Source organism: Candidatus Edwardsbacteria bacterium RifOxyA12_full_54_48, assembly GCA_001777915.1.
Classification (GTDB): Bacteria; Edwardsbacteria; AC1; order AC1; family EtOH8; genus UBA2226.
The window spans coordinates 709888-725799 of the sequence record MFFN01000004.1 but is presented as its reverse complement, the minus strand read 5'-3'; the positions used below and the strand labels follow the sequence as shown (position 1 = coordinate 725799).

The 15912-nt window shown below is 53.3% G+C and carries 14 protein-coding genes; all 14 read right to left on the bottom strand.

What is annotated here, in order from left to right; genetic code table 11:
• Positions 1-9 precede the first annotated feature (9 nt).
• The 14 genes from A2273_04910 to A2273_04845 all read right to left on the bottom strand — a co-directional run bounded on the left by A2273_04910 (position 10) and on the right by A2273_04845 (position 15676).
• Positions 10-921, bottom strand: a complete 912-nt coding sequence (locus tag A2273_04910; GenBank protein ID OGF07810.1) for a hypothetical protein — start codon at positions 919-921, stop codon at positions 10-12.
• Between the two features lie 12 nt (positions 922-933).
• Entirely contained in the window at positions 934-3981 is a 3048-nt protein-coding gene (locus A2273_04905) for a restriction endonuclease subunit R (protein OGF07809.1), read from the bottom strand.
• 149 nt (positions 3982-4130) lie between these two features.
• The gene (locus A2273_04900; protein OGF07808.1) at positions 4131-4832 is read right to left on the bottom strand and encodes a hypothetical protein; all 702 of its coding nucleotides are present in this window, start codon (positions 4830-4832) and stop codon (positions 4131-4133) included.
• Between the two features lie 514 nt (positions 4833-5346).
• Complete coding sequence (locus A2273_04895) at positions 5347-5574, bottom strand: hypothetical protein (GenBank protein ID OGF07807.1); 228 nt, start codon at positions 5572-5574, stop codon at positions 5347-5349.
• A 125-nt stretch (positions 5575-5699) separates the two neighbouring features.
• The gene (locus A2273_04890; GenBank protein OGF07806.1) at positions 5700-5912 is read right to left on the bottom strand and encodes a hypothetical protein; all 213 of its coding nucleotides are present in this window, start codon (positions 5910-5912) and stop codon (positions 5700-5702) included.
• A gap of 59 nt (positions 5913-5971) precedes the next feature.
• Entirely contained in the window at positions 5972-6298 is a 327-nt protein-coding gene (locus A2273_04885) for a hypothetical protein (protein OGF07805.1), read from the bottom strand.
• A gap of 271 nt (positions 6299-6569) precedes the next feature.
• Entirely contained in the window at positions 6570-7280 is a 711-nt protein-coding gene (locus A2273_04880) for a hypothetical protein (GenBank protein ID OGF07804.1), read from the bottom strand.
• Positions 7281-7333: 53 nt separating this feature from the next.
• A complete protein-coding gene (locus tag A2273_04875) occupies positions 7334-7666 on the bottom strand; it encodes a hypothetical protein (GenBank protein ID OGF07803.1) in 333 nt (110 codons plus the stop codon).
• Between the two features lies 1 nt (position 7667).
• Positions 7668-8159: a hypothetical protein gene (locus A2273_04870; GenBank protein OGF07802.1), complete on the bottom strand. Its 492-nt coding sequence runs from the start codon at positions 8157-8159 to the stop codon at positions 7668-7670.
• Between the two features lie 394 nt (positions 8160-8553).
• Positions 8554-8823, bottom strand: a complete 270-nt coding sequence (locus A2273_04865) for a hypothetical protein (protein ID OGF07801.1) — start codon at positions 8821-8823, stop codon at positions 8554-8556.
• Between the two features lie 569 nt (positions 8824-9392).
• Positions 9393-9650: a hypothetical protein gene (locus A2273_04860; GenBank protein OGF07800.1), complete on the bottom strand. Its 258-nt coding sequence runs from the start codon at positions 9648-9650 to the stop codon at positions 9393-9395.
• Complete coding sequence (locus A2273_04855; protein OGF07799.1) at positions 9626-10279, bottom strand: hypothetical protein; 654 nt, start codon at positions 10277-10279, stop codon at positions 9626-9628. The genes A2273_04860 and A2273_04855 overlap by 25 nt, the downstream gene beginning before the upstream one ends.
• Positions 10263-10451, bottom strand: a complete 189-nt coding sequence (locus A2273_04850) for a hypothetical protein (protein ID OGF07798.1) — start codon at positions 10449-10451, stop codon at positions 10263-10265. The genes A2273_04855 and A2273_04850 overlap by 17 nt, the downstream gene beginning before the upstream one ends.
• Before the next feature lie 488 nt (positions 10452-10939).
• On the bottom strand, positions 10940-15676 hold the full coding sequence (locus tag A2273_04845; protein ID OGF07797.1) for a hypothetical protein: 4737 nt from the start codon (positions 15674-15676) through the stop codon (positions 10940-10942).
• Positions 15677-15912 lie beyond the last annotated feature (236 nt).

Below are 15912 nucleotides of genomic sequence, written 5' to 3'. Positions count from 1 at the left end.
CTATCTCCTTCATCTAACACTGTATCTTGTTATACATTTCATAAGGACAGCGGCTACGGGTTTAACATCAATTTTCGTAAAAGATCTATTGTGTTCATATACTAATGGTTTAAGCCCAAAGATATCCGAAGGTGTTTTTATCTCTACATTTCTGGGCTTAATAAAATAGGTCCTATCTCTACCTATTGCACCGACAAACATTCCGTACTCTAAAACAACGTTATCACGTGGCCCTTCTTTCTTTTTCCCTCTACTGATAATGCTATCCTCCGGACCAAAAATGAAAACGGCAAAATCAAAGGTTGGCAACTGCCTTTCAAGATCCTCAAGTGTAGAATGTGAAGGCCAGAATATATCTTTAGTCCAGGGGATTGGTTCTACTTTGTCTGTGTCTAAATTGTGAATAATTTCCTTCACCAATGGAATAGATTCTTTTGAGGATCCAAAAAACATTCTTGGTTTGCTATTAGGTTTTCTCACAAATTGATTTCTCTGACGCAGCCTTGCTCCCAATTCAATTGCTAAATAACGCCAAATTGAGGGATATTTATTTGCAATTTTTGTAAACTCGTGTTCTGAGATTTTAGCTGTTAAAGTGTTCTCAACTGCGATAACGGAAGCACTCCTTGTTGCTCCAGTATCAATCAAAGCCATTTCGCCTACATGTGTATTTGTGCACCTATAAGCAATGTCTCGATGATTAACACGAATAGCTACACGCCCGGAAATAATAAAATGTAATTCATTATCAACATCCTCTTGTTTAATCAAAATACTTCCTGCTGAATATTCGTGTAAGATTACAGACTGGCAAAATTGCGAAGCTATTTTAATATTATCTTTAATAATTTGTTGAGAACACAACGACTTTATAAGGCGTTTTCGCCCTTCGGGGCCTTTGAATCTGTCAATAATTGGCATGATGATTATCTACTAGTTGAATTGTTTAAAAATCTCATTCTTCGCATTCCACGGATCCCTGATCTCCAAAAACTTCCATCTCCCAAACCCCCCGTGATTATTCACCGCCGGAACCCACAGATCCCGCGCCGTGGCCACCTTTATTTCCTTATCGGCCCGCTTCTCCCCGGTCACCTCCACTATCAGGTTCAACAGATCATCCTTGCCCGTACGTAGCCTCTTTTCATCGCCGGGTGTTGTATCGGCGTAGTCGGGCGTGCCATGCCCATCGTCAATTCTAACAATAAAATCCGGGATATAATTCTTCTCCTCCCCGTTCATCTGGTAGGGTATAAAGAACCCCAGGCTTTGGTTCTTAACATAAGCTTTTACCTGCTCCATCTGCTCCAGCGAATGAGCCAGCTTCTGCTCCCAGCTTTCGGTATCGGCCACCACATGGCTGATATGGCATTTATCCGGGCTGGTGGCAAACACCGGCTTGGTGGTGTCAAAATCCACGTGCTTGGTGCTGCCAATGGTATCGTAGGGCTTTAATATCGGCTTGATGGTGCTTTGGCCCGACATGGATTTTGATATGGCCCCGTATATCTTGTCCGCCGCCAGGTTGCCGTGCTCTATCAACAAAAGCAACTGGATAAAGGTATCGTCCTTTAGAACCACCGAGCCGTCCAGCCACTGCCGCACAATGCCCAGCACCTGGGGAAACAGGTATTGCTTAAGATTGCCCTGATCGTCCCGGTAATATTTCTCCAATACATGCTTGGCTAATAAGAATTCCACCTCCTGGATACGGTGGGCTTTCAACTCGTCTAAGTTATGCACTTCCTTTTGACCCACTATCGGTGCCACCACCGTAATTGTCGGTACTTGCAGGGTGGACAATTCCATTTTTGACTCCGGCCCGAAACTGGCCGTCAGCTTCTCCGTGGGCATGTCGTATTTGTAACCCGCCAGCCGGGGGAAGGTGATCTCCAAGTGATTGCGTTCCTCCAAGGCCCGCACCCTGGTCGCTTGAACAGGTATCGGTATTTGGATGGTGGAACCGGCGCAGGGTATGAACGAGAACGGCACCCCGTAAACCTCGGCATATTCCACCGGGTAGGTCTCAAAAGTAGCGCCATTGATGGTTTTGGTAACCAGGCCCCGGCCCATCCGCCTTAATCCCCGGCCCACCACCTGTTCGCAAAGCAATTGGGTGCCAAAGGCCCGCACCCCCAGGATATGGGTGACGGTGTTGGCGTCCCAGCCCTCGGTCAGCATCGAGACCGAGACCACGCATTTTACCTGCTCGCCCAGCTTGCCCTGCTTGCCGATGGTATTCATCACCTCGCGCAACAGATCTTCGTCGGTCAGGTTCTCCGCAGACCGCCCCTCAAAACGCTGGGTATATTCCCGCTTAAATTCCTCTATCTCCACCGCCGCCACTTTTTTGAACTCAGCGCTCATGGCCTCGCCGGATTCCAACTCCTCGCTGTCGACTAAGATGGTGCTGGGCCGGTCGGTCCAGGCGTTGTTGACCACATTGCTGAACAGATCGAGCTTGCCCGGCACTACAACCTTTTGGCCCTTTACCTCCTTTTCGTAACCCGAAATGAAATCGTAAACCATCTTGGAAACGCTGGTATTGTTACAGACCACTATGAAAACCGGCTGGGTCAACCCGCGCGCTCGGGCCTCGGTATTCTGTTCCCAAGATTGATAATGTTTCTGGTAATTCTCGTAAAGACTGCGCAAGGCCCCTTCTAATTGGACCGGAACTTTGGGATCGGGTGTTTTCTGCTCGCTCCCCCGGCCTTTCCGGGGCAGGTCATCGCGGATCTTATACCACAGGTTCCGGTAGGTGGGCATCTGTCCGGGGTTGGCGTTGTCCTCGATGGGCACTCTGGGAACCTTTACTATTCCGCACTCAATGGCGTCTATCAGCGAGAAATCCGAGACCACCCAGGGAAACAGCGTTCCCTCGGAGAACCCCGAACCTTTCAAAAAGAACGGGGTGGCCGACAGGTCATAGACCGCCCGCACCCCCAGTTTGCGCTTTACCGCTTCCAGGCCGTTGATCCAAAGCCGAGCTTCCTCTTCCCGCTTCTTGGCCTCGGCCTTTTCCTCGCCTTTTAAGACCTCTTCCAGTCCCTGTTCCTTGCGCCGGTAACAGTGGTGGGCCTCATCATTGATGACGATGACATTGCCCTTGTTGCCCAGGCTCCGGCATACCCGGCGGACCATCTGATCCGGGGTTTCAATAAAGGCACTGACCTTCTTGCCTGTATTCAGAATTGATTTGGTAAGCTTACCGGCGGCGCCCCGCTCCCGCTGTTTGAATGCGTGAAAATTGGTGATCACGATCTTGGCGTTCTGCATCCGGCTTAACAGCTCGGCCGGCACGATGTCCAAAGCCCGGTAGAAATTATCCGGGTCGTTGGGCAGCAGCACCCGCAACCGGTCTTTAATGGTAATCCCCGGCGTTACTATCAGAAAAGTGTCGCTGAACCGGTTATCCTGGGGATAGGCCAGCTTGTTAAGCACATGCCAGGCCATCAGCATGGCCATTACCAGCGTCTTGCCGCTGCCGGTGGCCATCTTAAAGGCTATGCGGTTAAGATCGGAGTTGCCCTGGATGTTGAATTCCCTTAGCTGGTTCTCCAGCGCGGCATCGTTGAATTTCTTGGCTGCCTCGGTTAAATAGATGGCCGTCTCCACCGCTTCGATCTGGCAAAAATATAATCTTTTCTCCCGGTCTTTGTTCTTCCAGTATTCCAGCAATTGCCGGGTGACCGGGGTGACCGAGGTCATCTGTAGTCCGCTGTTGCGCCATTGGGTCACCCGGCTCCGAACATGATTGATGAACTTGTTCTCTTCCTTCCGGTTCTCGGTCCAAAAGCTTTCTATTATCTGCTGGTCCCGGTTCTGCCCCCTGGGCCTGGCCACCGGCATGAAATAAAAACTCTCCCTCCGGCCCTCTACGATCTGGTTGGTACTGCCCTGATCGTCAAAGCGGAAATGCCGCTGGGGCTTCATGAAGGGTGAGTTTATGATGGGGTCTTCTATGGTAATTGATGGCATGTTTAATGATCAATATATTTACTTGTAAATTTTCCTTGACAAACCGGCCGGGTGGAGCTATAATGCACTCAATCCAATTACTTGGAGGAGGATAGCCCGTGCAGGGCTAGCGTGAGAAAGGCCTGGGAGTTTTGCTCCTAAGGTCTTTTTCATTTTGGAAAAAATACCTTCCCGTAACCGTTTACATATTTATGGTAGATATGCCGGTTATATTTGTCTGAAACGGCTTCAACCAGCAGATTGCCAAAGGTATCCGCCGCTTCCTCGCATATTCCGTTTTCAGCCAGATATGCCTGCTTAAGCGGATATGCCAAAATATCGGCCAATTGTAAACCGGCGATATTGGCGGATTTCCCTTTAAGCTTTATTTCCCGGCTGGTCAAAGCCCTTTTATAAAAGCCGGCATCGTGGTGCATGTCTCCGTGGGTGTAAATATGATCATAAGCATTGGCCAGCAAACCATTCTCTTTTTTTCCCCGGCTTTCAGCCATCACATCCCCCTGACGGTTGTAGTGATTCATCAATCCTGCATATCTTTGAAGCATAAAATCAAGGCATATATGGTAAGGGTGAAATGGATCCGGGTACCTGTTCTTATATGAAAGTTTGTCAATAACAACCAAGATCAATCCAAACTTTGCTTCGCTGATGGTTTTCAGCAGCGCCTGATTGAAATTATCTCTAAAACCGATATCCCTCAGCCTCCAAAACGGCCCTTGGCAATTTACCATTTCTTTGCGATGAAATATCAGCGGTTCATCCGGGTTATGATTAAAATGGGTCCGTTTCAATTCCTCTAATTTCCCCTGAAATAACAGATAATTTTTCAGGCAAAATATACAGCCGAGCAATGCTAAAAACCTATGCGGCGGCTTGGCAAGTGTCTCTATATCATGAAAAACATGATCTCCGGATTCGTCAATATAAAGACGATATTTTTCTTGTTGATTGATTATATCTGTATTTTCCACTTGACTTGCCAGTTATGCGATATTTATTCAGGTTGAATCACGATGGGGGACCACACCTAAGGCTCGTCCGAAGGTTAATGTCTCCCCTTTTTTTGCTACCATCTTGATTCATAATACGCAAAACTATTTACCACATGATCTTCATTATAATACTATTAATCACAAGTTAATGTCAAACGAAATATTCCCCCTGCCCCGCTCCCCGAATAACGATGCACGATTCCCCATTTCCGTTCTCCGCTTCTCACTTCACCTTCCCCCCTTCCCCATAGGTCCGGAGCATGGCGCCAGGACTGGCGCTTTTTTTTCGGCCGGCACCCCTATCTTCTCCAGATACTCCCGCTTGCTCCTCAACGCCACCCTGGCGATCTTAACGAACTTCGCCATCTACTCATTAAATTCCTTCAAGGCCGCCGGCTGGACCAGGGCCGCGCTTTTTTCTCCACGGCTCTTTCGTGGTAAGGACCGTCAAAATACCGCTGGCAATTAAACACGCCGCCAGGGCTATAGAGTCCCTATCCCGCGGGCCTTTGGCTATGAAATAAAAGAGATAGCCCGCCAATGACGCGATGGTAAAGATAATGCCGATCCGGTGCAATCCATTTCGAATATTCAATGTCATGGTGCTTCATTCTTATTGGTGGTAAAAGGTGCCCTGCGAAGGGTGGTGCCAATTGAAATATACCATTTGTGCCTTGGTGTCTTTGTGGTAAAAGGTGTCCTACGCCCCGGCCTTATGCCCGCCCCTCACTGCTTCGTCCCCTCGGTTATGGTATAGGTATAACCATACCTCCAGCCCGATCCCCCGGTCCCGGCCTGGTACCCCAAAACCCGTATCCCCTTCTCCCATTTCCGGGCCTCCTCCTCAGAGGTGAACATTTTCTCCACCCGCCAATCCACCGGGTTCCCGTGCGCCTGTTTCCTCTTGATCGGATCATCGGTCAAGCCTGCGTATTTCATCTCCCCGCCCCTTTTCTTTTATTTTATCTTTGTTCTTAGCCTGCCAAAATTCAGCCTATTCACCCCAGCATCCCCATCGTCCTGTTTATTATCATCTCCGCCATCCGGTCCCGGAACTCTTTTAACATCACCCGCCCGATGCCCCTCCGCTTAAGGGCCGGCATCCCGGCCAGCTCCTTGGCCCCGTTCACCAGGGCAATATAGCCCTCCCGGCTCAAAGCCCCGGAATCCAGTTTTGCGGACCATTGCTTTAGGTCCGTTCCTATGGCGGACAAGAATTCCCGGCCGTCCCGGGCGGCGTCCCGACCGTACCTAAGGAATACGCTCTTGGCCTCCAGGGTCATCTCCTTTTCTATCTCTGCCAGCAGTTTTTTGGCGTCTATCATCGCTCCATCCTTGTGTGTTGTGTTTTCTGCCCCATGTTCGGCGGCCTATTCCGCATCTCCGGCCAGCCATACACCGTGTTTGGCAAACCATTCCTTATCTACGGTGGGCCATTTTTTATGCTGAGCGGGCAATTCCACCTCTGCGGCGGTCCAGATCCCGTGTGGGGCGAACCATTCCTCATGTACGGCGGATCATTCCAGATGTGGGTCGAACACCGCCTTTTGTAAGCCCCCTCTCCCAATTTATTGGGAGAGGGGAATAATATACTTCCTACTTGCCCGGTTCGGCCCCGGTCTCGGTGGTCTTTTTGCCATGGTTGCGCCGCAGGATGCCCAAATTATACTGGGCCGCCTTTTCCGGCTCACCGGCATGAAGCTCCCGCCCGGCGTCGTTGATCACCTTCAATCCTATGTACAGCAGGCCCTTGTTCTTGTAAAAGGCCTGGACCGCATCAGGCAGGTCCTTAAAGCGTTTCACCTCCTGGCTGGCGTCGGCCGCCTTTAAGGCCACGGTCAGTTCCTGACCCTGTTTGATCAGGGCGGCGGTGTCGGCCGCCAGAATCGCCTTGTTGGCCTCCAACAGCTTGGTCATCTTGTCCATCTGGCCGATGACGGCCGGAACAGTTTTGGCCCGGGCGACGTGGACCAGCTCCTCCGGCATGGGGTTTCCCATGCTGGCCGCCCGGCGACAGCGATGCATGACCCTGGAGCGCCATAATTTGGCGCCGGCAAAGGCGGCGTTCTGGGAGGCGGTGGCGCTTTTGGCGTCGGCCGCCGCCACGGTCTTGTCCTTCAGGGCCGCCGAAACGCTGTCTAAAGCGGCCCGCACCTCGGTCAGAAAATCGGCCGGCAGCAGGGCGACCAGGGACTTGCCCTCCTTGGTGGCGATCCCCAGGGTATAGCCGCCCTGTTCTATGAGATAGTCGGTGCGGTAGCGTTCGCCCATGGACATTAATTCGTCATGGGCTAAAGTGGTGATCATGGGTCTCTCCTTTCGTAATGGTTGGTTGAAAACTTTTTTGTCATTCATGATTTCTATAACAATTTCCATCCGATTATTTTATTGACAACGCCTTTAATTTCGTCTATGGCTTGGTTAACCGCTTTTTCCACCAGCACCAGGCTCATTCCCGCAGTCGATGTCAATACCATCTTCATGGAACGGGCATGTAGGCTCATTAGCGCTCGAGCCTGTTCTTCGGTTACTTGGCCGGATTTTTTCCAAAGATCTATCTGGGCGATATTATTGGCGTATTTCAAGGCTTCGTTCTCGGCATACATTCCCACCTCTTTCCATTTTTTAGCGAAAACAGACTTATATATGCCGATTATTTTACCGGCTATTCCCTTTATTTCCAGCGGCTTCATGTTATTCTCCTTCCTTATTTGTTTGTTCCTTTTCACCGTTTAGTGCCAGCAGATATCTAATAACGGCGGTAAAGGATTGTTCAAAGGCTTTCCGGCTTGATTCCAGGACCTGTTCGTTAAAATTCATTTTATGCAGCGTTTCCAGATCGACATATTGTTCTTCAAGCGATTTGAGATTGTCGCTCAATGGTTTGAATTTCAAGCCGTATTCGTGGGCTTCCGCTCTTGTTCGGGCGCATTGCGCTATGACTTTTGCATCATAATAAAATTGTTTGTTGCTTTCATATTTGGCAGCATCCGTTCCCAGACCTCTTTCCATTTTATTGAAGAACCCCATGGTGCTTTCCTGAAGCTCCGTCACCTGCCTATCGATCATCTGGTCATACTGCCCGACCATTCGCACTTTCATCGAGCCGCAACTAATCAGTGTTACAGCCAAAATGAACATTGCCCCGATTTTAAGCGCTTGAGTTGATGATTTGATTTTTACCATGCTGGGCACCTCCGTTATAATTTAATATTACGGCGCAACGTAAGTGTTTTATCAACTACCAACGAAGACAAAACGCCGTTTCTTTGCGATTCACTCTCCATAAAAACAGCATAAGGTAAAGTAAGGAACGCTCTGGATTCCTGTCGGAATTTATCCCGCACTTGATGCGGGACAGGAATGACAACCGTGGATTACTTCCGCTTTCGCTAATTTTATGGCTTCTTCAAGTGCCATAGCTTTAGGGGTGAGGTCAAAAAAAAGTAAGGGCAGGTACACTGGATTCCCAATCAGGTCGGGAATGACAGGATAGCCGGATATTGCAGTCGGGGGCAGGCTACAAACCCGCCCCTGCGATATTCCCCTTTCACATTATTGGCGGTGGCCAAAGGGCGCCTCAGCCCATCCTGGCCCGCTCGATGGCCTTTCCCGGGTCGGGCTCCACATTGCTCACCGTTCTCCAGTCATCGCTGGCCTTTTTCAAATGCCAATACCGGCAGCCCCCCATGGGGTACAGCTTTTTGACGATCAGGTTCTCATCGTCCAGTTTATAGGCCACCGCCAGGACCTGCTCCGGCTCCCCCGGCAGTTTTCCGGCGGGATTCGGAACGGGGCACAGGGCGTAGCCCAACATTTTTTCCCTTTCGCTTATCCCGGTGGTATACATCTCCCTGTCTCCTATGGGTTATATTCGACTCAGAGGTATGGGACCGTCCCCCGTTCCCCGCCTGCGACAATTTTGCTTAGGCTGAAGCGGACGTATAAAATTCATTGCGGAGCCTGGCTCCCCGCCCCGGTCAAGGAATTTAGTCCGGGGATATCATTCCTGCCGGAAATTGTCGGGCGGGCAAGACTTCTTTGGTTACTTTCTTGGTCACAAGAAAGTAACACTATAGGAAACCCAAGCTTGGCCGGGGAAGCGTCGAAGGTAAAAAACTCTTTTGCCTTCGGCAATTAAATTACACCAACTCAACCCTCTTTCCCTTCTCTTGCCAAGAGAAGGGCAGGGATGAGTTCAGACCCCCGGCTCCCCGCCTGCGGCAATTTTGCTTTGGCGAGAAAAAGATCTTGTCATCCTGAGCACACTTAGAGGCTTAACGGTTTGTTGGTTGACAATTACCGCCTGTTCATCCTGCCGGGCGGTAAAGGCTTCCTTCGTTTGCTTTGCATGGGTCCTGCTCAGGACAGGCTTTTGTTACTTTTCTGGCCTACAGAAAAGTAAGGGGTCTCCCGGTTTCAGCCGGTCTCCAATGTTGCCTGCCGGTGGCACTCCCGGCAAACAACCTCACAGTTGGCGGCGATGTCGATGATACCGTTGGCCAGTTGCACCCGATGGCGGGCAAGCCAGCCCTCCGGTTCATGCAGCATGCCGTGCTTGTCCCAATGCAGGCCGCGACTGCAGGGCACTTTACGCCCATCAACCACCTTGGTCGATTCACACTTTCCTTCGGCCCTGGCCCAGGCTTTTTTCAGGGTCTGCTCGGAAAAGAACATCCGTTAACCTCCTCGTTTAAATTCTCGTCGCCGCCGGCCCGTGGATAGAAGCAGTACTTGCGGCGCTGGTGTACCTTCTTGTAGGGGCAATCCCGGGAATCACAACAGGCAAATTCAAATCCCCGGGCAAACAGATCGGTCTGATCGGCCGGAAACCGATGAGCCAGCCCGCAGACCGGCGGCGGCTTTTTGCCGAAACCATCGGGGCGTTCCAGGGCCTGGGTCAATCTTTGGTGCAGCTCCGCCAGGGCGAACGGCTTCTTCATGAATTGGGCTTCCCGGGGGATCTCTCCCGGGCCGGGCCGGCTGCCGGAAACTATCAGGGTCACCAACTCCGGCTTGATCCCGGTCAATTTCCGGTGCAATTCGACGCCGCTGCCGTCCGGCAGGACCAGGTCGGTGAGCAACAGCCGGACCGCTTGCCGGTTCTCTCCAAAAAGCTGTTCGGCCCGACTAATGCTGTCGGCGGTCAGAACGGCATAACCCTTGTTCTGGAGAAGAAAAGCCTCCACCTCCCGCATGGCTTTCTGGTCCCCCGCCAGCAGAATGGTTTTATCCGCCTCCTGACCGCCTGGCCCTGATGATCCGACCGGGGCCGGGTTTGAGCCGGCCTTAAAAGCCCCGTCCATCCATCCTTTCGGCCATTACCATTGAGTTCTGGTACAGGATCACCCGGCGAGGCTGCTCGGCCAGCCTCAGGGCGCTGATCACGATCTTGTCCCGGTCGTGGGCCAGCACCTTTCCATAATATTCCCTGCCGTTGTTAAGCAGAAAATGGTATATGTGGATTCTATCGTACATATTTATTCCTCAAGCTTTATTTACTGCCGGGCCGGCAATTCCACCTGACCGGCAGTAAATTGATCGGCCTTTCACCTTTGGTTAAAATTCGTCCGGAGGAGGCGGAGGCACCGGGTAGACCACGTTAGGGGTGGGGGGCGGATCGTCATCGGCAAAGCCGATAGTGGTTCCAGCCAGGGAAGCCAGCAGAATTGCCAGCAGTAAAGAGGAAATCAGTTTTTTCATTTTGTCTCCGATTTTATTGATTGATTGTTTGAGCATCTGTCTTTTATAGTTTCATTAATCGTGCCAAAAATATATATTTATTACAACTCATTGATTTTACGGTCTTTACCATTTCACGGTGGTTCAGATGGGAGAAAAAAACAAAAAGCGACTGAGACATTATGTCTCAGTCGCTTTAATTAAACGACTATAATATATTATAACTTGTTCATTTTACTTAAGTAACAAAATATGTGTCCCTGGGTCTCACTTTTTACACAATGTCACACTTTAATATTGTGTTTTTCCATCAGCCGGTACAGATGACGGCGGGATACCCCTAATGCTTTGGCCGCTTGAGAGATATTTCCATTAAAATTTTTAACGGCCTCGAGTATATCCGGGCGACGATCGTTCTGATATTTATTCTGGCCTTCGCTCAAACCCGGGGATATCTCCAGTTCCCTGGGGGTGATGGCCTTTTTATTCGTCAGCAGCACCGCCCTTTGGACGGTATTCTCCAATTCACGGACGTTGCCCGGCCAGACATGTCCGATCATCTGCTGCTTGGCCTCGGAATCAAACCGGAGCCCGATCTTGCCGAATTTGCGGCAATACTTTTCTTTGAAATATTCGGTCAACAGCAGTATGTCTCCGCTCCTTTCCCTTAACGGGGGAATGGGAATGGTCATCACCTTAAGCCGATAGTACAGGTCCTCCCTAAAACGGCCTTCGTTGATCTCTGTCTCCAGATCTTTATTGGTGGCGCAGATCACCCGGACGTCCACCGTCCGGCTCTCGGACTCTCCCACCCTTCTGATCTCCCCACTCTCCAGCACCCTCAGCAAGCGGGACTGAACCGCCTGGCTGGCGCTGGCGATCTCGTCCAAGAATACCGTGCCGCCATCGGCCGATTCGAACAGTCCGGGCTTGTCTTTGCCGGCGCCGGTGAAGGCACCCCTAACATAACCGAACAGCTCCGATTCCAACAGGGTCTCCGGAAGCGAGCCGCAATCCAGGGCCAGGAACTTGCGCTTCCCCCGGAACGATAATCTGTGGACCGCCAAAGCCGCCAGTTCCTTGCCGGATCCTGATTCGCCGTCCAGCATGACGGTGATGTCCGCCTGGGCAACGGTCTTGATCCGCTGGATCATCTGCCTGACCGGGGGAGATTGGCCGATGATCAAGTCGGAGATGTCGTTCTCCTGGGATCCGGCCGCCGCTTGATCGAAACGGAGCCGGCTGATCAGCTGGCCGCTTTCCAGGACCGCCCCGATGATGCCGGCCAGGGCCAGCAGGAACTCCCTCTGTCTGTCCCCGAACAGGCCGCTGGTGACCCGGGAGTCCAGATAGACGGCCCCGGCCGCCCCTTCCCGAAAATGCAGGGGGACGCACAGCAGCGAGCGGATGATGTTTCGCTGCACGCTGAGCCGCGAGCGGAAGGCCTCATCCAAAGAGGCGTCATTGGATATGATCAGCCGGCCCTGGCCGGCGGCGGCCCGGACGGCGGTGGCCGAAAATTCCAGGGCGTCCTTTCTGGTCTGGTCATCCAGGTCTATCTGAGCGACCATGGTTATCTGCAGGTCTTGGTCCAGCAGGAAAAGGGCCCCGCGTTCCGCGCCGGTCATCTCCAGCGCCAGCTTGAGCGATTCGCCAGCCAGATCCCGCTGGCCCACTTCGGTGGCCAGCAGGCCGGCCAGCCGATAGATGCCGTTCAGCAGGTTTGGTGAAAATGTTTCCCGGTCCGGCCGGTCGAAGCAGATGCGGTTCGCCCGAAGCATCATCTCCCGGGCCCTGCCCAAGTGATCGGGGGTTCCCATTTCGATGAATAGAGATTCGGCCCGGACCAGCCAGGGCAGGACTTTTTCCAGCAACTCCGGGCGGCCCCGCTCGACCGCTTCCTCGGCCGCCCGCAGCCAACAGTTGGCGGCATTGAATCTATCTCCTTTCTCCATAAGCTCCCGTCCGGCCTCGATCGCTGTTTTCAAACCCTGTTTTCCGGTGTTATCATCGACCATTTGCAGAATGCCCTCCACGATTTTTATCTGACCGGTTAATATGCTGTTATTCTGGGGATTTTCTTTCGCCCGGGACAGGTATTCCCGGGCCAGGCTGGTATTGCCGTTCCGGTGCTCGGCAAAGGACAGGTCGGCCAATATCTCGGGATCCGGAGCAATGCCCAGCTGGTGATAATTCTCCATTGCTTCTTGATAGGTGGCAATGGCCCGGGGCCACTTACCCTGTTCCAGCTCCAGACCGGCCCTGACCTTCAGCACTGCCGCCGGACCGCAAACGCTGTCCGGTCGTCGGCTGATCTCCAGCGCCTTGGCGATATGGATTGCCGCCAGCTCCTTTTGGCCCAACAGGCTTTCGACGATGCTCAGGTTGGACAGACTGGCTGTCAGGCCGCGCTCCCGGTCCCCTTTGCCGGCTCCGGCCAAAAGCGCCAGAAGGAACCGGTGGGCCGCCGCATAGCCGCCCTTGTTCATGGCGATGTTTGCCAGGCCGGTCAGGGCTTCTGTTAAATACTGCTGGCTGCCGACGCCCATCAGGTGGTACATGCTCTGCCGATATGCCTCCTCGGCCCGGTCCCAATCCCGGAGGTTAAAATATACCGACCCCAAGCTGTAGTGCATCTTTCCCAGGGCCTGATCCGGGATCGCTGAGGCGGCATGGGAGACGGCCTCTTCCAGTCTGTCCCTGGCCTTCTCCGGGGAACCCAGTATCCCCAGGGTGTTCCCGTAAAAAGCCAGGATCCGGGATTTTTCATAACCAGCGGTATCCTGGTTCCATAGCTGCATTGCCGTCTCCAGGGGTTCTATGGCCAGATCCCAGCGGCTTTTCTGATAATGATATATGCCCTGCAGCTCGGCGGCAGCCATCATGGCCCTGGGGCTGCCCAGTTCCTTTCCTCTGCTCAGGCATTCCCGCAGGATCCGGTCCGAATCATCGGAGCCGTCCCTGATCCCCCGGAGATATCCCTGATAACTCTGGCCTAAAAGGGCCAATTCCGGATCCAGCTCACCGATCCTCCCGGCCAGAAGTTTTATCTTGTTCTCCGCCTCCTCATAAAACTTGCCGTTGGAAATGATATAGAACAGCCGCTTCCAGTATTTCCAGTCCCGGCCCCGGGAATTTTCCAGTTTTTGCCAAGACTCCAGGGCCTCGCTCCAGCGGCCCATCCGGCAGCACAGGTCGGTGATCTGCTCTGCCAGTTCCCGGTAAAAGGCCCCATCGGTTGTTTCCGTTGCCAAAAGCTCCCGGGCCAACAACAGGGTGCGATGGATGTCGCCCCGCTGCCGGATCTTGGCATACAGCCGGGTGGTCAGGCGGATCCGCTGTTCGCCATCCGGCAACCAGGTCCGGTATGCCTCCCGGCAGAAAAAATCGCTGGTGGGGTCCGGCTGGTGCTCGATCTGTCCGATCAGTTCCCGGCGTTGGTCCGGCCCCCAGCCGGCCATCACCAGCCTTAAACATTGTTCATCGCTTATGGCGTACCTTTCGCCCCGTTTTACGATCCTGTATCTTAACCGGTCCGGTAGGGGCTGCCCGGCAGGAAGCTGGCCCAGGGCTGCGGCCCCAGCCAGGGTTTTCTGGTCGGCCGACAGGTCCTGCCACCAATCGGACAGCCTCCTGGCACCGTTTTCCGGAAGGTCCTGATTGGCCAGGATCTCCGGCCATTTGACCTGCCGGATCTTCTCCTTTTTTGAGATCCACCCGCTCCGCAGGTAAAATTGGATCAGCTCCTCGGCCCGCCCAACATCATCGCCGGTTTCCTCGCAAATCCGGCATGCCAGCAGACCCAGGTCATAGAGGCTGATATCCTCAAAACAGCCTTTTAAGATACGGCGATAAAGATCTTCCGTGGCCGGCCCAATTGAAATCTCTCGCGCCGTGGATGGGACTGAAGGATCGTCGGGGCCCCCTCCGGCGCAGATTATGCTCCAGCGCCCCGTCCCGGACAGTTTTTCCAGCCGGGGATCGAAAGGCTTTATATGGTCGATCAGAAGAAGGGCGCCTTCGGCGAAATCAAAATCCGGGATATCGTTTTTCGGGAGGCTTTTCAGGTCCAGGTAATAGCTGTCCCGGCCCCTGAGCCGGCTGATAAAATCGATCTCTTTCAACAGGCCGGTCCGGCCGCTTCCCTGCCCGCCGGCCAGCTTCACCAGACGTGGTTTGGCCGGGTCATCATGACCCAAGGCTTCCCGCAAAGCCGCCGGGGACGATGCGTAAGCGAACCTCACCAGTTCCTGATCCGGGGAAAATATCCCGGCCTGGCAGCCCGCCTCCAGCAGAGACCCGGCAGAATCGTACCGCTCGATGGGATCGTAACGAAGCATTTTTACCAGCAGATCAGCCACCGGCCCCGAAAAGCGTTCTTTTATTTGGACCGCCAGGGGCTCGTTCCGGTTGAGCCTGACCTCCGGGCGGGGAAGTTCCCCGGTCAGCATCTGGAACAGCAGCAGGCCCAGACTGTAGACGTCTGACGCCCGGATAATGGCGCCCTGTCCCGACAGCGATTCGGGCGGGGCATAGGCCGGCGTGCCGCAGCCCGGGGCGGCCCCGGCGGTTCCGGCCTGTCCCAGATCCAGCAATTTGACCGAAAGGCCGGAGACCATGACGTTATCGGGTTTTATATCACCATGGACCAGGCCCCGCTGATGAAGGTACGACAGGATCCGGCAAAGCTTTTCCAGAATGGGCAGGGCGTCGGCCGGGGGCATGGCCCCCGGGGCCAGCATCTGGGAAAGGGACTCCCCGGGGCAGTATTCCAGGGACAGATACCCGCTTTCCCCTTGGGGGGAAAGCGAAAAGTCGTAAACCTCCGGAAGCCCGGGATGCCGGAACCGGTGCAGCCGGATGTACTCGTTCCTCAACAAATGACAAAATGGCCCGGAGGCCATCTTCAATGCCACGTCCCTGCCGGCCGCCAGGTCCCTGGCCAGGAATACCCGACCGAAGCCGCCCTGCCCCAGGGTCCGGATCATCTTATAGCGCCGGGGAAATCCGTCGTTCTCCATATCGTTCCTTCCCGTGATCATTCTGTCAATTGAAAACACCAGACATTGGCCGGCCGCAGACCGCCTGAATTTCCCATGGGCCGGTCCACCCAGAAGAAACATCGGTCTGCCGGGGCATTTCTTCTGGCAAAATACGGCCCGATAATATTACATGAAAATAGTCTTTTGCGCAACAAGAAAAACCGGCTTTTTAATGAAAAACCCGGCAGCCGTGCTGCCGGGTTCTAATTATGTTC